This is a genomic window from Thiomicrolovo sp. ZZH C-3 (assembly GCF_054862725.1).
This window is the reverse complement of record NZ_JBTKXX010000001.1, coordinates 41,171-65,393: the sequence shown is the minus strand read 5'-3', so window position 1 is coordinate 65,393 and position 24,223 is coordinate 41,171. Positions and strand designations below refer to the sequence as shown.

The window sequence follows — 24,223 nt, the reverse complement described above, 5'->3', positions numbered from 1 at the left end:
TACTTTTGGGGCTTTTCCCATGTGAATAAAGGGGAATACCTTCTTCACATTTGTTCACTTGGCACATTATATCTTTTTTTATTTGCAAAGAAAATATAGATTCAGGCTGCTTTTTTAGATAGTTTCCGGCGGCATGGCGGTGATTTTATTGTGCAGCTCGTTGATCTTGACCTTGAAGTTCTCATCCTCTTCGAGAAGCTGGTGGATCTTTTTCATCGTATGGCTGACGGTACTGTGGTCTTTCATCCCGAAATACTGGGCGATCTGGGGCATCGACATCGGGGTGAGTTCACGGGCGAGGTAGATGGCGACGCGGCGGGCGGCGACGATGTTGCGGCTGCGGCTTTTGGAGCGGATCTCGCTCGGTTTGACGTTGAGCTCTTTGGCGATGGTTTTCATGATCCCGTCGATGGAGATGTTGTCGCTCTTCTCCTGGAGCTGTTCGCGCAGGGCGTTCTTGGCGAAATCGAGGGTGATCTCCTGGTGCATCAGCTGGGAGTAGGCGTGCAGCTTGGAGAGGATCCCCTCGATCTCCCGGGTGTTGTTGTCGATGACGGTGGCGATGTAGTTGACGACGTCGTCGCCGAGAATGACGCGGTTGATCTCGCACTTTTTCTTGATGATGGCGATCTTCGTCTCCAGCTCCGGCGGCTGGATGTCGGCCACAAGGCCCCATTCGAAGCGGCTCTGCAGCCGCGCTTCCAGGCCGGCGATCCGCTTGGGGGGTTTGTCGGAGGTGAGGACGATCTGTTTGCCTTCGCTGCGCAGGGTTTCGAAGGTGTGAAAAAACTCCTCCTGGGTCTGGATCTTGTTGCTGAGGAACTGGACGTCGTCGATCAGCAGCAGGTCGCACTGGCGGTACTTCTCTTTGAAGCGGTCCATCGTCTGGTTGCGCAGGTGGCGGGTAAAGTCGTTGACGAACTGTTCGACCGAGGTGTAGACGACGGTTTTGCCCTGCAGGAGCATGACGTTGCCGATGGCCTGCATCAGGTGGGTCTTGCCCAGTCCTACCCCCCCGTAGATAAAGAGGGGGTTGTAGACCTGCCCCGGCCGTTCGCTGACGCTTTTGGCCGCGGCGTAGGCGAACTGGTTGGAACTGCCGGCGACGAAGTTCTCAAAGGTGTAGGCGGGGTTGAGCATGGAGTGCTTGGGCCCCTCGGCCGGGGCAACCGTGGCGGCCGTGCTGCTTTTTCCGGCGGCGCCTTTGGCCTTTTTGACGCGGATATTGACCTCCCGCGTGCTCCCGGTCTTGATCTCGAAGAGGTGGGCGATCTTGGCGGCGTAGCGGTTCTTGATCCAGCTGGCGACGAGGGGGTTGGGCACTTCGAAGACGGCGAGGTCGCTGCGCGACGCTTTGGAAAGAAAGCTCATCTGCTTGACGTAGCGGTTGTATTCGACCTCGCTGATCTCCTCTTTAAGCATCTCCAGAATCGTATCGCCGATCGTCATCGCAGCTCCCGTTCGCTATAATTTCCACAATGTGAATAACGATGTGAATTATAGCAGACAATTTGAGGCACAATGCTTTGAAGCGGCGTAAACACGGGGCATTTCAAAAAACATTCACAGGTGAATAACTTTTTTCACAGGGGGAAAAACAGGTGGTAATTCTTGGAATCGACCCGGGGACGCGCAACTGCGGCTACGCACTGCTGGAACTTGACGGTGCAAAGATGCGTCTGATCGAGGCGGGCCTGATCAAAATGAAACCCGAAGCGCTGCAGCTGCAGATCCCCCAGATGGTTGAAGCGCTGGAACAGCTTTTCAGGGCGCACCAGATCGACGAAGTGGCGATGGAAGATATCTTTTATGCGCACAATCCGCAGACGGTGATAAAGTTGGCGCAGTTCCGCGGCGCGATTACGTTAAAATTGTTACAAGAGTTCGGACAGTTTGACGAATATACCCCGCTGCAGGTGAAAAAAGCGCTGACGGGCAAAGCCAAGGCGGCCAAAGAGCAGGTCGCGTTCATGGTCAAAAGGCTGCTGGGCATCACCCGGGAGATCAAACCGCTCGACATTACGGATGCCATCGCGGTGGCCATTACCCATGCCCAGCGGGTCAGACTCGCGAAAAAGGAGACAAGATGATGGAGTGGATCAAGGATTACGCCGTGTTGTACGAGGATCCCATCACCTGGCTGATCGTCGCGCCGGTGATTTTCGGCATTATTTACATTGCCGTCAGTTTTTTCGGGGAACGCGGCAGATAAGCGGCCAAGCTGAAAGGGGTGCGGCATTTTCCACCCGCCGCCGTTGCTTTCAAGTACCGATGGTACAATACCCCAATTTGTCATTTGCGGAGCGTCAGGATGCAGGTTGAATTCCTCGAAGTCGATACCCCCTCGAACGTAGCGGTGTCCGCCGCGCGGACCTGTTATTTCCCCAACGGCATCGTCACCCCCGACGCCAGCGCCTCCTGGTCCCGAAAGGATGACCTGCTGCAGGGGATCTTCAAGGGCGGGCACCACACGACGCTGATGCACACGCATGTCACGATGCTGATCTCGGGCATGAGCCGCCACCTGATCTGGCGGCTGCTGCACGCGCACCCCTACTACAACTCCGAACAGGTCTCCCAGCGCTACGCCAAGATGAAGATCGAAAATTTCGTCTACCCCGCGGCGGGAGAACGCAGCGCATGGGAAATGTACTACCAGCACTGTTTTGACGATTACGAGCAGCTCATCGAAGTGCTGCTCCCCGACGTTGAGGCGGTCGTGCCGAAGTTCCGAAGGAAAGACAGCCGCAAAAAGGCGCAGGAGATGGCCCGGTACGTCCTGCCCGGCGGGATGAGTGCCTATCTTTACCATACCGTCAACATCATCACCCTGCTGCGCTACATCGCCGTGGCCAAAGCGATGCCCGAGTGCCGCGGCGAGGCGGAGGAGTTTGCCGCGATCATCGCGGAAGCGCTGGTCAAGATGGATGCGTCGCTGGCCCCGCTGGTGGAACATGCCAAGGCAGCATCCCCGGTCTTCCCCGCCTTTGATATGGCCGCGCACAAAGTGAAAGTCGGCGTTGCGGGTGAAGCCGTCAAGGTATACGATGTCGTCGGCGACGCGGCCTTTGACGTCAACGAGAACTACGCGGACGTCCTGCGCTTCTCGCAGATGCTCCCCGACAGCGGCGTGCTGGGCGGTTTTTCCACCTATACCCGCCTCTCGCTCTCAGCCGACGCGCAGAACCAGCGCCACCGCCGCTCCCCGGCGGTGCGCCCTGCCCTGGAGTCGATCTACGCGCGGCAGCACTATACCCCGCCGATCATCGCGAAAAACCCCGAGGCGCTGGCCATCTACGAACGCGCCATTGCCCGGAGCTACGATTTTTTCGAGGCGCAGCGCGACGTGCTCGGGTTCGGGGAGGCGGCCTACGCGCTCTCCAATGCCCACGAGATCGAGCTGGTGGAGCGGGACGAGTTCACCTCTTTCCACCACAAGGCGCAGATGCGGCTCTGCTACAACGCCCAGGAGGAGATCTTCGACATTGTCTACGACCAGGTCAGGCAGCTTCGGGCCATGGGCGTACCCGGTGCCGAGGAGCTGCTGCCCCCCTGCGCGACGCGTTTTGCCATGAAAATCAGACCGACCTGCCCCGAGGGGGACCACTTCTGCGGGATCAAGGTCTGGAAACTTGAATTTGAAGATTACAAGAGGGAGATATGATGCGTATTGCCATTGCGGCGCTGGCGCTGCTGATCGGCCTGGCGGGCTGTTCGACGAAGAGTGTCCGCGTCGGCGGGATGATGTGTCCGGCGGGCTACTCGCAGGAGCAGGTCAACCGTGACATGCAGGAGTGCCGTTTCTACGGACCGGCCGAGGATGAAGCGGCAGCCAGGGCGGCCTTCCCGCGGGATGTCGAACCCGAGTGCATCAAGTGCCTCGAAGAGCGGGGATACAAGATCACCGAATGAGACCTGACGCGCGCTTTCACGGTATAGACGACGATTTCCGCTCCTCCTATGCCCGTGACCGCGACCGCATCATCCATTCGGGCAGTTTCCGCAAGCTCGAGTACAAGACCCAGGTTTTCCTGAACCAGGAGGGGGATTTTTTCCGCACCCGCCTCACCCACTCGCTTGAAGTGAGCCAGATCGCCCGTTCGATCGCGGCGGAGCTCGGCCTGCGCGAACCGCTCGCCGAAGCGATCGCCCTCGCCCATGACCTGGGCCATACCCCTTTCGGCCATGTCGGCGGGGATACCCTCGATGAGTGCCTCAAGAACGACGGTCATGCCAACGGGTTCGAGCACAACTTTCAGAGCTTCCGGGTCGTCACGGCGCTGGAGAAGCGCTACAAGACCTTCGACGGTCTCAACCTTACCTATGCGACCCTCGAGGGGATATTGAAGCACTCCTACCCCTACAAAAAGGCCTTTCTGCCCGGGTGGGTCGACACCGCCTTCGACCTCACGATGCACCCTTCCGTCGAGGCGATGATCGTCGACCGCGCCGACGAGATCGCCTATATGAGCCACGACATCGACGACGGGGTCCATTCGGGGCTGATCTCCTTTGACACCCTCCGCGGCAGCCCCCTGATCGCTGAAATCCTGCAGAAGGTCTACGACGAGGGGATCGACGAGCGCGACGACGAGATGTTCCGCTACCGTTTCAGTTCCCACTTCATCAACCACCTCGTCTATTCGATGCTGGCCTATTCGCAGCCGCGGGTGGCGGCGGCGTCACCGGAGCGCCTCCCCTCTTCCGAACCGCTGCCGATCGGCTTCGAACCGGTCCTGGAGACGGAGATCAAGAAACTCAAAAAGCTGCTCTACCGCGATCTGTACCAGCACAAAAAGATCCTGCGCCATATGTTCGCGGGCAAACAGGCGATCAAAGGGCTCTATGCGGCATTGACGGCGGAGCCGAAAATGATGCCGGAGTATTTTTTCGCGCAGACCGACTCCCGTGCCCGACACCGGGTCGTTGCCGACTATATCGCGTCGATGAGCGACCGTTTCGCGATGAAGCTCTACAACGAACTCTACGGCCGTATCTGAACGACCACACCCCTTTCTAACTCCTTTTTGGGTATAATCGCGAAAAATTTTAACGGGCGCAGTCGCCTCATGAAGGAACCCCCTTGCAAAAAATCAGAAACATTGCCGTCATCGCGCACGTCGACCACGGTAAAACAACGCTGGTCGACGGGCTTTTGGGCCAGTCGGGCACATTCACGTCCCACGAGCAGGTGGACGAACGTGCGATGGACTCCAATGCCCTCGAAAAAGAGCGCGGGATCACGATCCTCTCCAAAAACACGGCGATCCGCTACAAAGACCACAAGATCAACATCATCGACACCCCGGGCCACGCCGACTTCGGCGGCGAGGTTGAGCGTGTTCTGAAGATGGTCGACGGTGTCTTGCTGCTCGTCGATGCCTACGAAGGGGTCATGCCGCAGACGAAATTCGTCGTCAAGAAGATGATCGCCCTGGGCAAGAAGCCCATCGTCGTCATCAACAAGATCGACAAGCCGGCAGCAGAGCCTGACCGTGTCGTCGACGAGGTCTTCGACCTCTTCGTCGCGATGGACGCCAGCGAAGAGCAGCTGGAGTTCCCGATCGTCTACGCCGCAGCGCGCGACGGCATCGCGAAGATGGACATGGGCGACGAGGACGGCAACTTCGAGTGTCTCTTCGAAGCGATCGTCAACGAGATCCCGGAGCCGGACGGCGACGCGGGCAACCCGGCCCAGGCGCAGGTCTTTACCCTCGACTACGACAACTACGTCGGTAAGATCGGTATTGCGCGTATCTTCAACGGTACGATCAAAAAGGGTGACAGCGTCATGCTCGCAAAAGCCGACGGCGAGATGGTCAAAGGGCGTCTGAGCAAGCTGATCGGATTCCACGGCCTCAACCGTATGGAGATCGAGCAGGCGGAAGCGGGCGATATCATCGCCTTTGCCGGTTTCGAGACCGTCGATGTCGGCGACTCCGTCGTCGACCCGGCGAACCCGATGCCGCTGGACCCGATGCACATTGAAGAACCGACCCTCTCCGTCGTCTTCTCCGTCAACGACTCGCCGCTGGCAGGGACCGAGGGCAAACATGTCACTTCCAACAAGATCAAAGACCGCCTCGAAGCGGAGATGCAGACGAACGTCGCCATGCGCCTGGAGACGATCGGCGAAGGGAAGTTCAAAGTTTCCGGCCGCGGCGAGCTGCAGATCACCGTCCTGGCGGAGAACATGCGCCGCGAAGGGTACGAGTTCGGTATCGGCCGTCCGGAGGTCATCGTCAAAGAGATCGAGGGTGTCAAGTGCGAGCCGTTCGAGCACCTCGTCATCGACACGCCGGATGACTTCTCCGGTACGATCATCGAGCGCCTCGGCAAACGCAAGGCGGAGATGAAGTCGATGGTGCCGATGGGCGAGGGGTATACGCGTATCGAGTTCGAGATCCCCGCACGCGGCCTGATCGGTTTCCGCGGTATGTTCCTCACCGATACGAAAGGGGAGGGGGTCATGAACCACTCTTTCCTCGAGTTCCGCCCGTACTCCGGTACGGTTGAAAGCCGCCAGTACGGCGCGCTTATCTCCATGGAGGGCGGCGCGGCGATGGCCTACTCGCTGTTCAACCTGCAAGACCGCGGTGTCCTGTTCATCGAACCGCAGGACAAGGTCTACGAAGGGATGATCATCGGCGAACATGCGCGCAGCAACGACCTCACCGTCAACCCGATCAAGGGCAAGGCGCAGTCCAACGTCCGCTCTAGCGGTGCGGATGAGGCGATCAAACTCGTTCCGCCGCGCGATATGAACCTTGAAAAAGCGCTGGAGTGGATCGAAGACGACGAACTGCTTGAAGTCACGCCGGAGAATGTCCGTATCCGTAAGCGCTACCTGACGGAAAACGAGCGCAAGCGCAACGACCGCAGCAAAAAATAACCGTTTTTTCCAACATTTCCGCCCGGGCGTCACGCTTCCGGGCACCCCCGATTTTTTCCCGAAAATATCCAGCGTTTTAAAGCATTTCAAACCTCACTTTCGCCATAATCATTCACTTAACAATGACGAGGAATCAGCAGCATGCAGCGCAAACAGATCTATAATCCGGATTCACACGAACACGTCAATGACCGCCGTATTTTCGGGGGCAATCCCACGGGTATTTTCGAGCTCAACAATATCAAGTACCAGTGGGCGTACAATCTCTGGGAGATGATGCTCAACAACACCTGGTTCCCCAAAGAGGTCGATATGACCCGTGACGCCATCGATTACAAGAATCTGACCGATGCGGAGAAGACGGCCTATGACAAGGCGCTCTCGCAGCTGATCTTCATGGACTCCCTGCAGACGAACAACCTGATCGACAACGTCAACCCCTACGTCACCGCCCCGGAAGTCAACCTGATCCTCGTGCGCCAATCTTTCGAAGAGGCGCTCCATTCGCAGAGCTATGCGGTCATGGTCGACTCCATTTCGAAAAACAGCGCGGAGATCTACGAACTGTGGCGCCGCGACATGATGCTCAAGTCGAAAAACGATGCGATTGCCGCGATCTACCAGCGTCTGGCGCAGGACCCGTCCGAACGCAACTTTGTCCTGGCCTGTTTTGCGAACCAGATCCTGGAGGGGATCTACTTCTACAGCGGCTTTACCTACATCTATACCCTGGCGCGTTCGGGAAAGATGCTGGGATCGGCGCAGATGATCCGCTTTATCCAGCGCGACGAAGTGACCCACCTGGTGCTGTTCCAGAACCTGATCAACACCCTCAAGCGCGAGCGCCCGGACCTCTTTACGGCGGACCTGAAAGAGGAGGTTTACGAGATGTTCAAGCAGGCGGTTGAACTGGAGACGGCGTGGGGCAAATACATCACCCAGGGGCAGATCCTCGGCCTTACCGACGCCATTGTCGAGCAGTACATCCAGTATCTCGCCGACGAGCGCCTGACCAAGGTCGGTTTCGAGAAGCTTTACAACGTTTCACACCCCATCAAGTGGGTGGACGACTTCTCCAAGTTCAATGACCAGAAAACGAACTTCTTCGAGGGCAACGTCACCAACTACTCCAAAGGCAGCCTCAGCTTTGACGACTTCTAAGCCGCGTCCGCTCTGCACCCTGACTTTCGGGACGCAGGGACGCCCCTACGATGAAAACCTTGCCGTTCTACTCTCCCTGATCGCCGAAACGCCCGAAAACGCCATCGTCCTGGCACCGGAAGTCTGTCTGACCAATTTCGACTATGACACCTTCGATGCGGCGGCGGACTTTGCGCTGGTTGCCGGACCGCAGCTCGAAAATGCGAGCCGGGGACGGACGCTTATTCTGACGATGATCGTCCGGAAAGAGGCGGGGGTCTTCAACGTTGCCCGGGTCTACCACGACGGTGCACTGCTGCATGAGCAGGCCAAGGCGAAACTCTTTACCATCGGGGAGGAGGAGCAGTGGTTCACTGCCGGCGATGCCGCGGCGATCGTGCCGTTCGAGGTGGAGGGTGTCCGCATCGGCATTCTGATCTGCTTCGAGCTGCGTTTCACGGCCCTGTGGGAGCAGCTTCGCGGCGCGGAGATCATCTGCGTCCCGGCGCAGTGGGGACGGCTGCGGGCGGCGCACTACGACATCCTCGGACAGGCGCTGGCCGTCGCCAACGAGTGCTATGTGCTGCAAAGCGACACCGCCAACGACGATACGACGGGCCAGAGCGGTATTGTCACCCCCTTCGGCGAATGCGTGCGCAACGGCGCCGACGCCCTGCTGGTGCAGCCCTATGAGCCGGGTGAAGTGAAAAAGATGCGCCGCTATCTTGATACGGGAATACGATGATGAATGCCATTGCAGTGATGCGAAACAAAAAACTGGCCGAGGCGATACGTGAGCGCTTCGGGATCAGCGACACTGTTTTCAGTGCCATTGCGTCGACGAACCGTGAAGTGTACGTTCCCAACGGCTTCAAGCAGCACGCCTTCAAGCTCGACGCCCTGCCCATCGGGGCGGCGCAGTGGATCAGTTCCCCGCTCACCGTGGCCAAGATGACCGAGTACCTACAGTGCAACGACGCCGACAGGGTTTTGGAAATAGGCTGCGGCAGCGGGTACCAGGCGGCGGTGCTGTCGCATCTTTTCCGCGGGGTCTTTACGATCGAACGGATCGAGCCCCTGATGCGCGAGGCAAAAAAACGTTTCCGGGAGGAGGGGATCACGAACATCCACACCCGGACCGATGACGGGCAGCTGGGCTGGAGTGCCTACGCCCCCTTTGACCGCATCCTCTTTTCCGCTTCCGCGGAGCATATCCCCCAGGCGATCATCGACCAGCTGGCCCCCCGCGGCGTGCTGGTGGCCCCGATGACGCGTGACGGGGGTCAGGTCATCGTCCGCTATGTTAAAATAGGCGATCAGCTTATTGAAGAGGAGCTTGAAGTGTGTTCATTTGTACCGGTGCTTGACGGGGTTCAGAAATGAAGATCGGCAAAGTATGGAATGAGAAATTTTCACGGGCCGGGTACCTTTACGGCACCCGGCCCAATGCCTACCTCAAAGAGGTGATGGATGCACTTCCGCAGGGCGCGCAGATCCTTTTCCTCGGCGAAGGGGAGGGCAGGAATGCCTGTTACGCGGCAGAGCAGGGCTTTGAAGCCCACGCCATCGACGCCTCCGAAGTCGGGCTGGAGAAACTGCAGGAGATGGCGAAGAGCAGGGGGGTAAGCGTCGAAGTCTCGCACATGGACCTGGAACACTGGGAGCCGCAGGAGCGCTACGACGCGGTGCTCTGCTCGTACCTGCACCTCGAAGAACCGCTGCGCACGGCGGTCTTCGTCAAAGCGCTCGCCGCCGTGAAAGATGACGGCGTCTTCGCCGGCGAGTTCTTCGCGACGTCTCAGATCGAACGCGACTCCGGCGGTCCGAAGGCACCCGAGCTGCTCTATGACCTCAAAAGCTTCGAAAAGCTCAAACGCCCCTGGTTCGACTGCGAGGCGCTTGAGGCCTGCAGCGTCGAACTGGACGAGGGGAAAGGGCACCAGGGGCTTGCGGACGTCATCCGCGTGCGTTTCCGCCACAACAGCGACCCCCGTTTCAAGATCACACTGCCGGAACTGACGCTCAGCGCGCTGCTGGAGCGTTCCGTAGCAGCATACGGGCCGCGCCCCGTCCTGCGTAACGTCGATGAGAGCATGGCGCTGAGCTATGCCGAGTTCGGGGAAGCGGTAGCGGCGCTGAAGACGCGCCTGTCCGACGCGGGCATCGGTATCGGCGACCGTGTCGCGCTCTGCAGTGAAAACATGCCGAACTGGGGGGTCGTTTATTTCGCCGTCACGACGATGGGGGCGGTGATCGTTCCGATCTTGCCTGATTTCCACGACAACGAAGTGCGTCACATCATCACCCATTCGCAGAGCAAGGCGGTCTTTGTCTCCGTCAAGAAGCGTGAGGCGCTCGACGAGGGGATTCTCTCTTCGCTCTCCATGCTGGTGCTGACCGAGGACCTCAGCGATGATCCCACCTTTGCCAAACGGAGCCCTACGATCCTTCAGAAGGTTAAAGAGGGGGTAAAGGGCTCTAAACACGCCGACGCGCTTTTCAGGCCCTCTGAGGACGATCTGGCGGCCATTATCTATACATCGGGCACAACGGGTAGCAGTAAAGGGGTCATGCTGACGCACCGCGCGCTGACGTTCGAGGCGCTGGTGGCACAGTGCGTGGTCGAAGTGGTTGCGGAGGACCGTTTCCTCTCGATATTGCCGCTGGCGCATACCTACGAGTGTTCCGTCGGCTTCCTGCTTCCCATCACCAACGGTGCGAGCGTCTACTACCTCTCCAAAGTCCCGACGCCGAAGATCCTCATCGACGCGATGGCCAAGGTCAAACCGACGGTGATCCTCTCCGTTCCGCTGGTGATCGAGAAGATCTTCAAGAACCGCATCTTGCCGAACTTCCATAAGAACGCTCTGATGCGGGCACTCTACACCGTACCGTTCATCCGGAGGGCGCTGCACAAGATCGCCGGGAAAAAGCTTCTGCAGACTTTCGGCGGCGAACTGCGCATCTTCGGCATAGGCGGGGCACCGCTTTCGCCGATGGTAGAGCACTTCCTGGACGATGCGGGCTTCCCGTATGCCATCGGCTACGGCCTGACGGAGACGGCGCCGCTGCTGGCGGCCGGCGCGCCATTCAAAACGAAAGTCGGGGCCATCGGACCTGCCATCTCTTCGGTCGAACTGCGCATCGCCGACCCGGATGAGAAGGGGGTCGGGACGGTCTGGGCCAAGGGACCGAACGTGATGCTCGGTTATTACAAGGACCCGGTCAAGACGTCAGAGGTGCTGCACGAAGACGGCTGGTTCAATACGGAGGACCTGGGCTACATCGATGCAGACGGCTATCTTTTCCTCAGCGGACGTTCGAAAAACGTCATTCTCGGCCCTAGCGGCGAAAACATCTACCCCGAGCAGCTCGAGGCGAAGATCATGGAGGACGAGCTGGTAGAGGATGCCCTTGTCTATGAGGTAGAAAAGCAGCTCGTGGCGCGTATCCACCTCAATTACGAACTGCTCGACGAACACATGGACATCACGAAGCTCTCCGAAACGGAGCAGCATCTCGAGATCGATAAGCTGCTCGAGCGCATTAAAACAGAGACAAACGAGAGCGTTTCGAAGTTCTCCCGCATTGCACGGGTCATCGAGCAGCGCGAGCCCTTCGTTAAAACGCCGACGAAGAAGATCAAACGTTACCTCTATACGAACGGCTAACGGTGCGTTCGGTCCTCTTCGTCTGTCTCGGCAACATCTGCCGTTCGCCGCTGGCCGAAGCGATCCTCCGCGAAAAAGCCGCAGTGAAGGGAGTCGATCTCAGGGTCGATTCCGCCGGTACGGGTTCATGGCATATCGGCGAGCCGCCCTGCGACCATTCGGTCAGGGTGGCGAAGGGCCATGGCCTGGATATCGCGGCTTACCGCGCCCGCCAGGTGCATCCCGACGACGCTGAATTTTTTGACGTTATCGTCGGCCTTGATGCAAAGAACGTTGCCGATCTCAAGCGGATGGGCATGGATAACGTTTACAAACTGGGTGACTTCGGTTACGGCGGCGAAGATGTGCCGGATCCCTATTTCTTTCCGGGATTTGAAGGCTTTGAAAAAGTCTATGCGATGATCGAAACCTGCTGCAGCGGCCTTTTGGTGCGGCTTGAAACAGGCTTGGAGTGAATCCGCACAATAACTAATCGTTTCTCATTATCTTTCTATTACCTAACCCGTTATATGATTAAGGTTCGGCCTAAAAATTGCTCCCACAATTCGACACTGTTTTGACGTCTCAAATGGTATGAAACTGTTTGTTTTACCGCCGGAGATGTGCCGTGTTGTGAACCAGACAGGGACACTCGATAACCCTCATTGACATGTCAACGTACTGCAAAGAGAGGAGAGATGAAAATGACGCATGTCTATCTGACCGCGAACGTCATCAAGGATGCACTCAAAGCTCATGCTATCACTGAACGTGAGGCCAAGGAAATGACCAGCAGGCTGAAAGGCTGTGAGGTCAAACGGAGCCGGGAAGGGCGCCGTCGTCAAGAGAAGGTGATCTCCTGATCACCCGCTGAAGGGCGCCTCTTCATATTTGCAAGAGGTGCCGATAACATAGAGGGGAGCGCTTTTGAGCGCTTCCAGACCCCCATAACGGCCAACGGCCAATCCCCACAAACCATCTTCAAACACCACCGTGATACCTTCATCCGTATCGATAAACCCAAGCTGTTTGTCGTCTACCAGTCTCGCATCGTTCATCCCGCTGATTTCAAAGCTGATATCGATCCAGTCATAACCGCGGTGTTTGTCCTGGACGGAGAGGGTGAGGGTGGCCGTTGTGGGGCCGTTCAGGGCGAGGGAGCGCAGCATCGCCCCTTCGCCGTTCACAATGCGCTCCAGCAGCTGCAAAGCGGCCGAAGCCGTCGAGAGTGGCTTCATTGGCAGCCCACGCATTCCATCGAGCGGTCCTCGACGTCATTCGTCGCTTCCGGAGACTGTGAGCGCAGGTAGTAGGTCGATTTGATCCCCAGGCGCCATGCGAGCATGTAGATCTCGTTGAGGTACTTCCCGCTCGCTTTGTCGAGGGTGATAAAGATATTGAGGCTCTGCCCCTGGTCGATCCACTTCTGGCGGATCGCCGCCGCTTTGACGAGAATCGTCTGGTCGAGGTCATACGCCGGCGTATAGAACGACCATGTCTCCGGGCTCAGGTTCGGCGCACAGACCGGGATGAGGCCGGAGAGGTTCTCTTCGTACCATTTGCGTTTGTAGACCGGCTCGATCGTCTGCGTCGTACCGGTGAGGATGGAGATGGAAGAGGTCGGGGCGATTGCCATCAGGTAACCGTTGCGCATTCCCTGCGTCTTGACCGTTTCGCGGAGGTTCTCCCAGTCGTAGGCGGAGGCAAACAGCCCGCCGCGGTCGACGAGGTTAAGGACCTCGGCGTTGGCGTGGTCCATCGGCAGGATACCGCGGCTCCATTTGGAGCCTGCGAACTCGGGATAGCTTCCCTTTTCAACGGAAAGGTTTGATGACGCCTTGATGGCGTTATAGCTCACGGCTTCCATCACTTCGTCGATCTTGTCGAAGTGCTCCTGGCTGCCCCAGCTGATCCCCGCTTCGGCGAGCATCTGCGCTTCACCCATCACACCCAGACCGATGGATCGGCTGCGCGCATTTGTGCGTTTGACCTTCTCCAGCGGGTAGAAGTTGAGGTCGATAACGTTATCGAGGGCGCGTACGGCGATCGGGACGATACGGTCGATATCCTCTTTGGTGTTGACGCGGGAGAGATTGACGGAGGCGAGGTTACAAACAGCCGTCGCACCGTCGACCTTCTCTTTCTCGACAATGTAGATCTGCTGTCCGCCGATGCTGTCGAGGGCCGTGACTTTCTTGGCCGGTTTCTCGATGCCGCTGTCGACCTTGACGAGCTCCTCCTCCTCGTAGGTGAGGCACTCACCGTTTTCAAACTTGAGTTTGATCAGGTAGTGGTTCGGCTGGGTGTTCTGGAAGATCTCCGTACAGAGGTTCGAGCTGCGGATGACCCCGTAGTGATCGTTCGGGTTAGCCTTGTTAGCATTGTCCTTGAAACAGAGGAAGGGGCTTCCGGTTTCGAAATAGCTTGTGAGGATACGTTTCCAGAGGTCCTTGGCCTTGTGGCGCTCTTTGAGGATGCTTTCGTCCTGCTCGAGTTCAAGATAACGTTTTTCAAACGCCTCGCCGTGGAGTTCGGAGAGCGCTTTGCATTCGAGGGGATCGAAGGTCGTCCAGATGCCGTCCTCCTGTACGCGTTTCATAAAGAGGTTGTTGATCCAGAGTGCCGGGAAGAGGTCGTGGGCGCGGCGGCGCTCCTCGCCGGAGTTTTTCTTCAGGTCGAGGAAGTCGATGATGTCCATGTGCCACGGTTCGAGGTAGACGGCGATGGCCCCTTTGCGGGTGCCGAGCTGGTCGACGGCGATGGCGATGTCGTTGGTGATCTTTAGAAACGGAACGGTACCGCCGGCAGCGTTCTTGTGGCCGTCGATATACGACCCCATGGAGCGGACCTGCGTCCAGTCCCAGCCGATCCCGCCGCCGAACTTGGAGAGCAGGGCCATCTCTTTGTAGCTGTCGAAGATCCCCTCGATGTTATCGGGCGTGGAGCCGATATAACAGGAGCTGAGCTGGTGGCGAGTCGTACGCGCGTTAGAGAGGGTAGGGGTCGCCATCATAACCTCGAACTTGGAGATCATGTCATAGAACTTCTTCGCCCACTCCTGCGGATTCTCCTCGTTCTGTGCGAGGAACATGGAGACGGCCATGAACATGTGCTGCGGCAGCTCGATCGGGTCGCCCTTGCGGTCCTTGATCAGGTAGCGGTCGTAGAGGGTACGGATACCGAGGTAGGTGAACTGCAGGTCACGCTCGGGATCGATGTAGGCATCGAGGTCGTCGAGGTCATACTTGGCACGCAGTCCCAGCAGGATGCGCCCCTCTTTTTCCCCTTTTTCAAAATACTTTTCCAGTTTGCAGTAACCGGTAAAACCGTTGACGCGGTGGTAAAGGTCAAACAGAAACAGGCGGGCGGCGACAAACGTCCAGTTTGGTGCGTCGATATCGATCTTGTCGACAGCGGTTTTGATCAGGGTCTCCTGAATCTCCCGTGACGTGGTGCCGTCACGGAACTGGATCTGTGCGTCGACTTCGAGTTCGCTCTGGCTCACGTTTGTGAGCCCGTTGACCGCTGCGGAAGTGTACTTCTGGATTTTCGTGATATCAAGCGGTTCTCTGCGTCCGTTTCGTTTGAGGATCGTGATCATTATTTGCCTTTACAGAAAGTTCATGTTTTGTATGCAAATGCTAGAAAAGAGGGGAAGGCTCTTCCTACACTGTTTTATATGGATTCCTTATCGACCCTCTTGCAATAAAGAGCCAGGAAGATAAGGAAATTATATTCGAATTAGATTGTTATTTGCTAAAGACCCGTGCAAAAATTTTATCCACGTTTTTCGTATAGTAATCGTAGTTAAAACATTCGCGGATCTGCTCTTCGCTCAGACTTGCTCGGAGCTCTTCGTCACCGAGCAGGTACTGCAGATAGAGGCTCTCGCCTTTCTCGTTCAGTGCCGGTTTGCCCTGCTGCAGACCTTCCCATACTTTCATGGCGTTGCGCTGGACGATGCGGTAGGCATCTTCACGGCTCACACCCTGTTTGGGGAGTTCGAGCAGGACGCGCTGGGAGAAGACGAGGCCGCCCGTGAGGTTCAGGTTCTTCATCATGTTCTCCGGGTAGACGACCATGTTAGCGATGACGTTATTCATACGGTGCAGCATGAAGTCGGAGGTGATGAAAGAGTCCGGCAGCCAGAAGCGTTCAGTCGAGCTGTGGGAGATGTCGCGCTCGTGCCACAGTGAGACGTTCTCCATCGCCGGGATGGCGTAGGCGCGGATCATGCGTGCCAGACCGGTGATGTTCTCGGTGAGAATAGGGTTACGCTTGTGCGGCATGGCCGAGGAGCCTTTCTGACCCTTGGCGAAGAACTCTTCCACTTCGTAGACCTCCGTGCGCTGCCAGTGGCGGACCTGTACAGCGAATTTCTCGATGCTGCTCGCCATCAGGGCGAGGGAGGTTGCCAGGCGGGCGTAACGGTCGCGCTGGATCACCTGGTTGGAAGCAGGGGCCGGCTGGAGGCCGAGCTCTTCACAGGTGTACTCTTCGAGTTCCAGCGGGGCGTGGGCAAAGTTACCCATCGCACCGGAGACCTGGCCGACGGAGATGACCTCCATTGTCTCTTCCAGGTTTTTGAGGTGGCGGTGCATCTCGTCGTACCAGACGGCCAGGACGAGTCCGAAGGTGATCGGTTCGCCGTGGATACCGTGGGAGCGTCCGACCATCAGGGTCATTTTGTGCTCTTCGGCGCGTTTCTTGATGGACGCCATGACCATTTTGACATCGTCGATGATCAGGGCAAGGGAGTCTTTCATCTGCAGCGCGACCGCCGTGTCAATCGTATCGGAGGAGGTCATGCCGTAGTGGAACCAGCGGCTTTCATCCCCGAGCGTTTCCGAAACGGAGGTGGTAAAGGCGATCAGGTCGTGACGTGTCACCTTTTCGATCTCATCGATGCGCTCAACACTGAAACCGGCGTTCTCTACAATTTTATTTGCATCCTCATCGGGAATAAGGCCCAGTCTGTTCCAGGCTTTGACTACCGCCTTCTCGACATCGAGCCAGGCCTGATATTTTGCCTGCATCGTCCATTTGGATGCCATCTCTTCTCTGGCATAGCGTTCAACCATTCTCGCTCCTCATCTGTGCGGATTTACCAGCCGGAACCGACGGAAAAGACACATCGTTCCTGTGTTAAAATGCCGCTTTTATATAAAGTAGATAATAGCCAAGCGTCTCTAATAAAGGGTTTAATTTTGCCATTCGTTCTCAAAGATTTCGTCGCCCCAAAACGTATGAAGGCTTTCCTCTTTTTAATCCGGGAACTCGGCTTTACCCAGCGGGATGCTCAGCGCTATATTGCCAAGGGGCGCATATTCATCGACGGCGAGCTGATGCGGGACCCCGGCGGTGACGTCGAGGGTTTGTTTCAGTGTGTTATGTTCGAGCCGGTCTCCCGCGGACTCGATCCTCTCTTTCAAACGAAATCGTTTGCCCTGTTTGACAAACCGAGCGGTGTGCTTGTGCATCCGCAAAACCGCCATACTCCCTACAGTATGGTCGATGAGATTCGGCACCGGTACGGTCCGCACGCTAACATCACGCACCGCATCGACCAGGAGACGAGCGGCCTGTTATTGTCGGCGAAGGATAAAGAGAGCGAACGTACCCTCAAACTGATGTTTGAAAACCGGGAGATGGACAAACGCTACCTGGCGCTGGTACACGGCAGGATGGAGGAGGATATCGTCATCGATGCCCCGTTGATCCGCCAGCCCGACGACTCGGCCCTGGTGCGCATGATCGTCAAGGTACACGTGGAGGGGAAGCCGTCACGGACCGATATCAGCGTTCTGCGCTATTTCCCCGAACAGGATATGACCCTTGTCGAAGCGAAACCGCTGACAGGCAGACAGCACCAGATCCGGGTCCATTTGTTTCACGTGAAACATCCGATCGTCGGGGACCCCATCTACGGACAGGATGAAAAGGATGTCGTCCGTTTCCTGGATAAAGGTATCAGTGCGGAAGAGCGTATCGAGAAGAGTGGGGCGAAGCGATTATTGTTACATGCCAACCGTCTGGCATTTACATTTGAAGGGGTGAATTACGACCTCGTGTCCAAAACGGATTTTATCGCCGAGGCTTTTGACGCGATGCAGTGAGTGAATGTTTCACGTGAAACATTCACTCGGTATCGATATAGCGCTTGCGCTTGCTCTCTTTGATCTTTGCAACGTCGACCAGGATATAGCTGTCGATACAGTTGTTGAATTCCGCGTCGATCCCGAAATCCATAAAGGTGGTCCCCCCCGCTTCGCAGAGCTCCGCATACTGCTTGTAGAGCGTCGGTACGGTGACGTTGAAGGCCCGTAGATACTCTTTGAGGCGGCGGAAGTCCTCGGCATAGTCGTCACCGCAGAAGCGCGCATTTTCATCCTCCAGGGCGAGGGCAGAGAGGCGATAGGGTGTCCGTGCGGTCACCAGGGCTTCCTTGCTGCCGAAATAGTGCCCGTAGAAGTGGACCAGGGCCTCTTTGGCGGCGGAAGGGTAGCTGCCGCTGATGCTGACCGGCCCGATCATATACCGGATGTGAGGGTGGTGTTTCAGGTAGGCGCCGATGCCCTGCCAGAGATAATCCAGGGCACGGCTGCCCCAGTATTTGGGCTGGATGAAACTGCGCCCGAGTTCGATGGCATTCTCCAGGTAGGGCTCGAACGCTTCGCCGAGGCTGCAGAGCTCGTTGAGGTAGAGGGCATCCTTGCTGCCCCAGGAGAGGATCCATTCACAGTCGGCAATACGGTAGGCCCCGACGAGTTCCAGGGCGTCATCATCCCACAGAATGAGGTGACGGTAGTATTCGTCGTAGCGGTCGAGGTCGCGTTTGCGGCCGCTCCCTTCACCGACTTTTCGGAAGCTGTATTCCCGCAGGCGTCCGACCTCGTTGAGCAGGGTCGGCGCCTCTTCGTAGTCGGCGAGGTAGATCTGCTTGTTGTCCGAGGTTGAACCGATGTGCTGGGCGCGCTTGAGCTCCTCTTTGATCAGGTGGCGCGGTTCGGGATGGGCAATGCACTGCTGGGTAGGGTAGAGCGGTTTACGCCCCTTGGCGACCCTGTAGAGGTGTTTGCGCATCATCTTCGCGTGACGCTTGTAGCTCAGCGGCATATCGTTGATGGTATCGATGCCGATCATCTCGCCGACGGTGAATTCAACGACGCTGTTGCGGGCGGAGAACATCTCCTTGGCGAGCAGCATCGTCGCCAGCGGACGGTAGAGCCAGGAGGCACCGTAGAAGAGGGCGGAGTTGCGCGCCTTGATATGGATGGGAAGGATGGGGCTCTGCGTCCGCTTGGCAAATTTCATGAAGCCGCTCTTCCACTTGCTGTCTGCGATGCCGTTGAGGTAGGCGCGGGAGACTTCCCCCGCGGGGAAAAAGATGACGGCCTCTTCGTTGCGAAGTGCTTCGTCGACCTTCTTCATGCTCTCCTTGGTCAGGCGGCCGTTAAAGGTGTCGACGGCGATCAGGAGGTCACTGATCTGCTCAAAGGCCGCAAGGACTTTGTTCGCGATGATCTTCACCTTCTTGTCGTGGCGGATGCTGCTGACCATTTTGATCAGCGTAAAGGCATCCATGGCGCCCATGGGGTGGTTGGCCACGATAATGACCTTTCCGATGGCCGGAATGTTCTGGATCTGGTGGTGATCCGTTTTGTAGGAAATATTCAGATGCTCCAGCGCCGCGTCGATGAACGCCAGGTTTTTCGTTTTGCGGTGGTCGTTGAGAAAATGGTTGATCTTCTCTTCCTGAAGCAGCAGCTTCAAAAAAGAGAGGGCCGGCTTCCGCACCGCGGTAGGGTACTGGAAGAAACGCGGGTATTCTTGATGAAGAGTGCCTTCGATGTTCAGCATGGGATGCTCCGTAACGGCACGGACGCTGCACGGATGCGCTGCAGCGAAGTTGCCGGATTTTTATGGAAAGCAGTATAGGTTTCCGAAATTACACGGCCATTACATTTTCGCTACAGTGCTGTTACACGCAAAAGAGAAAGGCGAAAATATTATAAGAAAAACAAATGTAAAAATGTGATGTTGTTTCAAGTTATTCACAGCTTTGAACACCGTGTGAAAAAGGGACTCGAAAAGGGGCTTATTTAAAAGGGTTCGGCGTGGAAAAAAGGGGGATGTGCAAGGGGGACGAGCATCAGCTGCTCAGTCTTTTCCCTTCCCAGTACTCGTTGAGTTCGCGGCGGACCCGGGCAAGGATCTCTTCACGTGACTCGTTGTTGTCGAAGGCGAGCATTTTCGCCAGTTCAGAGGCTGAACGGCGTTCCGTATAGGTACGCTCGATATAGTTAACGGCATTCGGATTAAAACGGTTGGCAGCTTCCATCGCTACTCTTTTGTTGAATGCAATAGTATCTGGGTAAGCATTGTTGATAAGAACGAGATATCCAATGGCTTTCATAGTACTACTTTCCGGCGGGAATTCTACAATACAGCCACAGACGGTAAAACATGTTGGGGGGAACCGTCATCATACAGTCTGTCAAGAAAGATGAAAATCGATGAATTTCATGATTTCTTATACTGCTTCATGTATTGTAAGTGCAATAGTAACAAAAAGGGAGGAAAAAATCTAGGGTTTTTTAAATTTTTTTTCGCTAGGCATTTTGACAGATGCATCCTCTCTTTTTCCGAGATAGGCTATAATTGCTGAGCAAAAAAAAACAAATGAGGGTGTTAAATATGCATAAAATCGTCAGTATAGGCCTTGTGACGGTTATCGGGTCGGTTTTGACACTTTCGGCACGGGAGGATTCGGTCCACTGCAACGTGCTCGATAACGGTGTCGAAAAGATTCAGTGTACATTTGTAACACCCCGTAAAGATTGGGAGCGCGAGGTCGTCTTCTATTGGCACTCGGACACCTTTCCCCAGGATGACCGGGAACATACCATCGCACTGCCGGCCCGCAACGGTTCGGTCTACGACTACCGCTACCTCCGCGGACGGGCGCAGGGCGTATGGACGGTGACGGTCACGATGATTGAAGAGGACGGGAGTGAGCGCGAAGTCTCACGCCGTTTTTCACTGGAGGGGGGCAGCGTCGAGGAGCTCGCCCACTAAAGAAGCCGCGTTACTTTTTCTCGTTCTTGACGACCCAGACGATCCCGCCGAGTCCGACGAGGACGACGCCGATCAAAAAAACGATCTGTACAATATCCAAACCTGTCATGCTTTCACCTTCTCTTCGTTTGTTTTCTCTTTAAGCTGCCCGCAGGCGGCGCTGATGTCGATCCCTTTCGAATCACGGATGGTGCAGAGCTGCCCGTGGTCGATCAGGTACTGCTGGAACTTCACCATGTCCTCCCGCTCGGGCCGCTGGTAGTCGCTGCCGGGGTAGGGGTTGAAATAGATCAGGTTGACCTTCGCCTTGATGCCGTGCAGCAGCTTGATGAGCTTTTTGGCCGAGGCGATGTCGTCGTTTTTGCCCTTGATGACAAGGTATTCGAACATGACCCGCTTGCGGGTATCGATAGGGAACCGGCGTACGGCATCCATGATGGAGGCGATGTTGTACGCCTTGTTCATCGGGATGAGCTCCGTGCGCAGCTCGTCGTCGACGGCGTGGAGGCTGATGGCGATGTGCACCCCGAGGTCCATCTGCCCCAGCTTGTCGATGCGGGTGCTGATGCCGCTCGTGGAGACCGTCTGGCGCTTGCCCGAGATGGAGAGACCGTCCTCGTCCTTGAGGATCCGGATCGCCTTGGCGAGGTTATCGAGGTTGTCCAGCGGCTCGCCCATCCCCATATAGACGATGTTGACCCGGCGGTTTGCGGCGTGGTCGTTGTCTTTTTTGACGGAAAGCACCTGGGCGACGATCTCGCCGGGGGTGAGGTCGCGGGTAAAGCCCCCCTTGGCCGTCAGGCAGAAGCTGCAGCCGACCTTGCAGCCGACCTGGGTGGAGACGCAGACGGTATGTTTGGCTTCCTGGGCGACGGAGCCGTCTTCGTTGTACAGCGTCTCTTTCATCTTCAGCCAGACGGTTTCGACCGTTTTGCCGTCGGGGAGTTCGAAGAGGTACTTGATGGTGCCGTCGGCCGCCTCCTCTTTGCGCAGGATCGTGAGCGGGTTGAGAATATAGCGCTCGTTCAACTCTTCGCGCAGGCTTTTGGGGATATTGGCCATCTCATCAAAGCTGTCGACGAAGCTGTGATAGATCCAGCCGTAGATCTGCTTGGCGCGGAAGGCGGGCTTGACGGCCTGGGCAAGCTCCTCCTTGGTGAGGTCCATGATCGTCGGTTTCGGTGTGTTCATGCCGTCAACTCCTTGATGCGTCGCTGGACATGCTCGCTCAGCAACTCCTTGGCCCTGTCATGGTTCGCGACAAAATCGGCGTGGGCGTCGGCGTTGCAGTAGTTGGTGACGCAGAAGACACCGCCCGCGGGGATGCCGAACTCCTGGGCCACGCGCAGGACGGCGAAGAACTCCATGTTCTCGATGCCGACGCCTAAGCGCAGAAAGCCTCTGGCGAGTTCGGCGTCCGTCGTAATGTAGTTGCTGGAGTTGACGATGATCTCCTTGGTGCCCTCGGTATTGGTCGAAACGACATTGTCGATGGGGGTATAGGCTTTGTTCTGCAAAAAGGCGAGCTCGATATTCGACGCCGTTTTCGATTCGACAATATCGAAGATCTTTTGCTCCCCGTAGCTGCCGGCGGTGCCGACAAACAGGAGGAACTCCGGCTTGTCGAAGAGGCAGAGGCGGGTGATGTTCATGGTGGTCTCGATCAGCCCGACGCCCATCGGGGTCGCGAAGTCGAAGGTCTCGTTATTACCGGCACAGATGATCACTGGTCACTCCCCTTGTATACCCGGATGATGCAGCTGTAACTACGTAAGACGAATCTACCGGGTTAAAAACACGCAATTATACCAGTGCTCCTTGCCCATTATAGATTAAAGTGGATCCGGGTGTAGAAAGGGGTAGGGTGGCGTATGTTTCTTGATTAAAAGTGGAGATAGGTGTTTGAAGACATAATGTTCTATTGGGGTTTCGGCCCCGGTACCCCTTAAGCCACGGAAGAACCGCTACTCTTTGGGGACGACGGAAAGGGCGTATTTGAGACGGTTCATCATTCGGGGGTCGACCTCATTGAGCTGTTCAGTGGTCGGCAGAACGTAAACCGGCTGGTTTCCTCGGAGTTCCACCATGACGTTTGCTTCAATCTCCAGGTCACGGACGACAAACTCATACTCTCCTGATCCTGCCGCCAGTTCCGTCTGCAGCTCCTGGATAGAGGTAGAGAGGAAGCGGTTGAACTCCCCTTTTTGAAGCGGTTTGATTTTAGTGACTTTCAACAGGGCATCAAGTTTGACGTTGAGTGCGCTGATTTCATCGTTCTTTTTGGAGATTTCCGTTTCCAGCCGTCCCTTTTCCAGGTTGATCATCTCCTGTACAAGCGGGTTCTTTCTGAGCAGCGTTTTCGTTGTGTTCTCTTTAAGGCTCTGCTTGAGCTCTGCGGAAAGTGCGCTGTTTTGTGTCTGCAGTGTCTGCACCTTCGATTGCAGGCTCTTCTCTGTTTGCGACAGACGGGTGGTGGCAGCCTTATGCGTTTCAAGATCCTTGGCGAGCTTTTTATTCTCCTCTGTCAGTTTCTTGTTGGCAGCTTCGATTTTCATCAGACGGGCACGATCGGGGGTTGTAGGCATCTGTTATCCTTTTTACTCTTTAGTGACCGCATCAACCGTGATGCGGATCCGCATGTAAGAGGGTTTACCATTTCCGGAGAGGAAAAGATCCTGTTTCTGCGGAAAATTCGCTCCTTCAAGCCTTTCGGTAGGCATCAGTTGGCTTTGCATCGTCAAGGTTTTGATCATCAAGCCTGCTTCGTTAAGGCGGGCCTGCTGTTCAAATGACTCTTTCAAAACGCGGCCCACCCCTTTAAAGAGTGAAGGGGCTTTATAGTAGCGACGTTTATCCATTGTTGTCTTCACTTATGCGGGGTGTTTCCGGTTGAGGGAGCAGTGTATCATCAACGATCAGTTCGGGGATCCGGTTCGGCGGGGGAACAGGTACCATCTCGATTTTGAGAGAGCTGTACCCTTTGATGTCGGTCTTGATTTTGCGCTCCTGACGTATCCGTTTCGTGTTGACGCCGATCTTGGCAATTTTGGAAAAGATACCGCGGCTGTTTTGCGTGGTGTCCTCGGCGATTTCGAAGTCCATCGCCACCTCTATATCGGTTTTTTGGAACTCGTAAAAGGTCGGGACCATCCCCAGTGACAGGGGAGAGACCGTGACCCGGTCTGTTTGATAAACAATCTGATCCCCATCGAAGCTCTTTGTGACGATCGGGATTGTCACTTCTGTAGCAGCCAGTGCTTCGAGTGCTTCGAGCGATGCCTGGTCGATTTGCCGTTTTGCCTCCGCCACCGATTCACCCATTTTCTGAACAAACTCTGACAGCTCTGCAGAGATTTCCGTTACGCTTCCCATCTTTGCTCCTTTGCATTCTGACTTCTTGCCGCATGCCCAGTGTCAGAGCATGTGGCAAGAAGTCATCTGTTTGATGTTAAAAAGTTCCGGG

25 protein-coding genes are annotated in these 24,223 nt (G+C 56.4%); 14 read left to right on the top strand and 11 right to left on the bottom strand.

The genetic code is table 11. The features are described 5' to 3' along the window. Positions 1-114 precede the first annotated feature (114 nt). Positions 115-1,449, bottom strand: a complete 1,335-nt coding sequence (gene dnaA, locus ACXWTF_RS00335; protein WP_461713060.1) for a chromosomal replication initiator protein DnaA — start codon at positions 1,447-1,449, stop codon at positions 115-117. Between the two features lie 152 nt (positions 1,450-1,601). On the opposite strand from dnaA, the gene ruvC reads away from it, so the two are divergent. The 12 genes from ruvC to ACXWTF_RS00275 all read left to right on the top strand — a co-directional run bounded on the left by ruvC (position 1,602) and on the right by ACXWTF_RS00275 (position 12,545). After that, a complete protein-coding gene (gene ruvC / locus ACXWTF_RS00330; RefSeq protein ID WP_461713059.1) occupies positions 1,602-2,090 on the top strand; it encodes a crossover junction endodeoxyribonuclease RuvC in 489 nt (162 codons plus the stop codon). Then, positions 2,087-2,212, top strand: a complete 126-nt coding sequence (locus ACXWTF_RS00325) for a hypothetical protein (protein WP_461713058.1) — start codon at positions 2,087-2,089, stop codon at positions 2,210-2,212. The genes ruvC and ACXWTF_RS00325 overlap by 4 nt, the downstream gene beginning before the upstream one ends. A 99-nt stretch (positions 2,213-2,311) precedes the next feature. Further along, complete coding sequence (locus ACXWTF_RS00320) at positions 2,312-3,664, top strand: FAD-dependent thymidylate synthase (protein WP_461713057.1); 1,353 nt, start codon at positions 2,312-2,314, stop codon at positions 3,662-3,664. Next, the gene (locus ACXWTF_RS00315; protein WP_461713056.1) at positions 3,664-3,912 is read left to right on the top strand and encodes a hypothetical protein; all 249 of its coding nucleotides are present in this window, start codon (positions 3,664-3,666) and stop codon (positions 3,910-3,912) included. The genes ACXWTF_RS00320 and ACXWTF_RS00315 overlap by 1 nt, the downstream gene beginning before the upstream one ends. Further along, positions 3,909-5,000 (top strand): deoxyguanosinetriphosphate triphosphohydrolase family protein, encoded by a 1,092-nt coding sequence (locus ACXWTF_RS00310; protein WP_461713055.1) that lies wholly within the window; start codon positions 3,909-3,911, stop codon positions 4,998-5,000. The genes ACXWTF_RS00315 and ACXWTF_RS00310 overlap by 4 nt, the downstream gene beginning before the upstream one ends. Positions 5,001-5,083: 83 nt before the next feature. Continuing rightward, positions 5,084-6,892 carry a translational GTPase TypA gene (gene typA / locus ACXWTF_RS00305; RefSeq protein WP_461713054.1) on the top strand — a complete coding sequence of 603 codons (1,809 nt, stop codon included), beginning with the start codon at positions 5,084-5,086 and terminating at the stop codon, positions 6,890-6,892. A 141-nt stretch (positions 6,893-7,033) separates the two neighbouring features. Further along, entirely contained in the window at positions 7,034-8,053 is a 1,020-nt protein-coding gene (locus tag ACXWTF_RS00300; protein ID WP_461713053.1) for a ribonucleotide-diphosphate reductase subunit beta, read from the top strand. Continuing rightward, entirely contained in the window at positions 8,040-8,777 is a 738-nt protein-coding gene (locus tag ACXWTF_RS00295) for a carbon-nitrogen hydrolase family protein (protein WP_461713052.1), read from the top strand. Before ACXWTF_RS00300 ends, ACXWTF_RS00295 begins: the two co-directional genes overlap by 14 nt. Further along, positions 8,777-9,415 carry a protein-L-isoaspartate(D-aspartate) O-methyltransferase gene (locus tag ACXWTF_RS00290; RefSeq protein WP_461714559.1) on the top strand — a complete coding sequence of 213 codons (639 nt, stop codon included), beginning with the start codon at positions 8,777-8,779 and terminating at the stop codon, positions 9,413-9,415. Before ACXWTF_RS00295 ends, ACXWTF_RS00290 begins: the two co-directional genes overlap by 1 nt. Further along, positions 9,412-11,703 carry an AMP-binding protein gene (locus tag ACXWTF_RS00285; protein ID WP_461713051.1) on the top strand — a complete coding sequence of 764 codons (2,292 nt, stop codon included), beginning with the start codon at positions 9,412-9,414 and terminating at the stop codon, positions 11,701-11,703. The genes ACXWTF_RS00290 and ACXWTF_RS00285 overlap by 4 nt, the downstream gene beginning before the upstream one ends. Before the next feature lie 2 nt (positions 11,704-11,705). Then, positions 11,706-12,158, top strand: a complete 453-nt coding sequence (locus ACXWTF_RS00280) for a low molecular weight protein-tyrosine-phosphatase (RefSeq protein ID WP_461713050.1) — start codon at positions 11,706-11,708, stop codon at positions 12,156-12,158. Positions 12,159-12,386: 228 nt separating this feature from the next. After that, positions 12,387-12,545, top strand: coding sequence for a hypothetical protein (locus tag ACXWTF_RS00275; protein WP_461713049.1), 159 nt, complete (start codon positions 12,387-12,389; stop codon positions 12,543-12,545). Here the strand turns inward: ACXWTF_RS00275 and ACXWTF_RS00270 are convergent, their stop codons facing one another. From ACXWTF_RS00270 to purB, 3 genes are all read right to left on the bottom strand, one after another. After that, entirely contained in the window at positions 12,546-12,920 is a 375-nt protein-coding gene (locus tag ACXWTF_RS00270; protein ID WP_461713048.1) for a hypothetical protein, read from the bottom strand. Next, the gene (locus ACXWTF_RS00265; protein WP_461713047.1) at positions 12,917-15,283 is read right to left on the bottom strand and encodes a ribonucleoside-diphosphate reductase subunit alpha; all 2,367 of its coding nucleotides are present in this window, start codon (positions 15,281-15,283) and stop codon (positions 12,917-12,919) included. Before ACXWTF_RS00265 ends, ACXWTF_RS00270 begins: the two co-directional genes overlap by 4 nt. Positions 15,284-15,431: 148 nt before the next feature. After that, on the bottom strand, positions 15,432-16,763 hold the full coding sequence (gene purB, locus ACXWTF_RS00260; RefSeq protein ID WP_461713046.1) for an adenylosuccinate lyase: 1,332 nt from the start codon (positions 16,761-16,763) through the stop codon (positions 15,432-15,434). Between the two features lie 126 nt (positions 16,764-16,889). On the opposite strand from purB, the gene ACXWTF_RS00255 reads away from it, so the two are divergent. Continuing rightward, positions 16,890-17,798 (top strand): RluA family pseudouridine synthase, encoded by a 909-nt coding sequence (locus ACXWTF_RS00255; RefSeq protein WP_461713045.1) that lies wholly within the window; start codon positions 16,890-16,892, stop codon positions 17,796-17,798. A 22-nt stretch (positions 17,799-17,820) separates the two neighbouring features. On the opposite strand, the gene olsF is transcribed toward ACXWTF_RS00255, so the two are convergent. Together olsF and ACXWTF_RS00245 are read right to left on the bottom strand one after the other, a co-directional pair. After that, entirely contained in the window at positions 17,821-19,542 is a 1,722-nt protein-coding gene (olsF, locus tag ACXWTF_RS00250; protein ID WP_461713044.1) for a bifunctional ornithine lipid synthase OlsF, read from the bottom strand. A 292-nt stretch (positions 19,543-19,834) separates the two neighbouring features. Further along, a complete protein-coding gene (locus ACXWTF_RS00245; RefSeq protein WP_345988437.1) occupies positions 19,835-20,023 on the bottom strand; it encodes a hypothetical protein in 189 nt (62 codons plus the stop codon). A 356-nt stretch (positions 20,024-20,379) separates the two neighbouring features. Here ACXWTF_RS00245 and ACXWTF_RS00240 point away from each other — a divergent pair, with 356 nt between their 5' ends. After that, positions 20,380-20,760, top strand: coding sequence for a hypothetical protein (locus ACXWTF_RS00240; protein WP_461713043.1), 381 nt, complete (start codon positions 20,380-20,382; stop codon positions 20,758-20,760). A 105-nt stretch (positions 20,761-20,865) separates the two neighbouring features. On the opposite strand, the gene rlmN is transcribed toward ACXWTF_RS00240, so the two are convergent. The 5 genes from rlmN to ACXWTF_RS00215 all read right to left on the bottom strand — a co-directional run bounded on the left by rlmN (position 20,866) and on the right by ACXWTF_RS00215 (position 24,132). Further along, the gene (rlmN, locus tag ACXWTF_RS00235) at positions 20,866-21,951 is read right to left on the bottom strand and encodes a dual-specificity RNA methyltransferase RlmN (RefSeq protein ID WP_461713042.1); all 1,086 of its coding nucleotides are present in this window, start codon (positions 21,949-21,951) and stop codon (positions 20,866-20,868) included. Next, a complete protein-coding gene (locus tag ACXWTF_RS00230; RefSeq protein ID WP_461713041.1) occupies positions 21,948-22,487 on the bottom strand; it encodes a phosphorylase family protein in 540 nt (179 codons plus the stop codon). Before ACXWTF_RS00230 ends, rlmN begins: the two co-directional genes overlap by 4 nt. Before the next feature lie 237 nt (positions 22,488-22,724). After that, positions 22,725-23,345: a hypothetical protein gene (locus ACXWTF_RS00225; protein WP_461713040.1), complete on the bottom strand. Its 621-nt coding sequence runs from the start codon at positions 23,343-23,345 to the stop codon at positions 22,725-22,727. A 12-nt stretch (positions 23,346-23,357) separates the two neighbouring features. Continuing rightward, positions 23,358-23,618, bottom strand: coding sequence for a hypothetical protein (locus ACXWTF_RS00220; RefSeq protein ID WP_461713039.1), 261 nt, complete (start codon positions 23,616-23,618; stop codon positions 23,358-23,360). After that, positions 23,611-24,132, bottom strand: a complete 522-nt coding sequence (locus ACXWTF_RS00215) for a hypothetical protein (protein WP_461713038.1) — start codon at positions 24,130-24,132, stop codon at positions 23,611-23,613. The genes ACXWTF_RS00220 and ACXWTF_RS00215 overlap by 8 nt, the downstream gene beginning before the upstream one ends. Positions 24,133-24,223 lie beyond the last annotated feature (91 nt).

Excerpts from the sequence above, each read along its gene's own strand:
- ACXWTF_RS00285 (WP_461713051.1), top strand. The coding sequence starts at position 9,412 with ATGAAGATCGGCAAAGTATGGAATGAGAAATTTTCACGGGCCGGGTAC.
- ACXWTF_RS00300 (WP_461713053.1), top strand. The coding sequence starts at position 7,034 with ATGCAGCGCAAACAGATCTATAATCCGGATTCACACGAACACGTCAAT.
- olsF (WP_461713044.1), bottom strand. The coding sequence starts at position 19,542 with ATGCTGAACATCGAAGGCACTCTTCATCAAGAATACCCGCGTTTCTTC.
- ACXWTF_RS00315 (WP_461713056.1), top strand. The coding sequence starts at position 3,664 with ATGCGTATTGCCATTGCGGCGCTGGCGCTGCTGATCGGCCTGGCGGGC.
- rlmN (WP_461713042.1), bottom strand. The coding sequence starts at position 21,951 with ATGAACACACCGAAACCGACGATCATGGACCTCACCAAGGAGGAGCTT.
- ACXWTF_RS00270 (WP_461713048.1), bottom strand. The coding sequence starts at position 12,920 with ATGAAGCCACTCTCGACGGCTTCGGCCGCTTTGCAGCTGCTGGAGCGC.
- ACXWTF_RS00320 (WP_461713057.1), top strand. The coding sequence starts at position 2,312 with ATGCAGGTTGAATTCCTCGAAGTCGATACCCCCTCGAACGTAGCGGTG.
- purB (WP_461713046.1), bottom strand. The coding sequence starts at position 16,763 with ATGGTTGAACGCTATGCCAGAGAAGAGATGGCATCCAAATGGACGATG.
- ACXWTF_RS00220 (WP_461713039.1), bottom strand. The coding sequence starts at position 23,618 with ATGGATAAACGTCGCTACTATAAAGCCCCTTCACTCTTTAAAGGGGTG.
- ACXWTF_RS00310 (WP_461713055.1), top strand. The coding sequence starts at position 3,909 with ATGAGACCTGACGCGCGCTTTCACGGTATAGACGACGATTTCCGCTCC.
- ACXWTF_RS00240 (WP_461713043.1), top strand. The coding sequence starts at position 20,380 with ATGCATAAAATCGTCAGTATAGGCCTTGTGACGGTTATCGGGTCGGTT.
- ACXWTF_RS00225 (WP_461713040.1), bottom strand. The coding sequence starts at position 23,345 with ATGCCTACAACCCCCGATCGTGCCCGTCTGATGAAAATCGAAGCTGCC.
- ACXWTF_RS00290 (WP_461714559.1), top strand. The coding sequence starts at position 8,777 with ATGAATGCCATTGCAGTGATGCGAAACAAAAAACTGGCCGAGGCGATA.
- ACXWTF_RS00275 (WP_461713049.1), top strand. The coding sequence starts at position 12,387 with ATGACGCATGTCTATCTGACCGCGAACGTCATCAAGGATGCACTCAAA.
- ACXWTF_RS00215 (WP_461713038.1), bottom strand. The coding sequence starts at position 24,132 with ATGGGAAGCGTAACGGAAATCTCTGCAGAGCTGTCAGAGTTTGTTCAG.
- ACXWTF_RS00245 (WP_345988437.1), bottom strand. The coding sequence starts at position 20,023 with ATGGAAGCTGCCAACCGTTTTAATCCGAATGCCGTTAACTATATCGAG.
- dnaA (WP_461713060.1), bottom strand. The coding sequence starts at position 1,449 with ATGACGATCGGCGATACGATTCTGGAGATGCTTAAAGAGGAGATCAGC.
- ACXWTF_RS00265 (WP_461713047.1), bottom strand. The coding sequence starts at position 15,283 with ATGATCACGATCCTCAAACGAAACGGACGCAGAGAACCGCTTGATATC.
- ACXWTF_RS00325 (WP_461713058.1), top strand. The coding sequence starts at position 2,087 with ATGATGGAGTGGATCAAGGATTACGCCGTGTTGTACGAGGATCCCATC.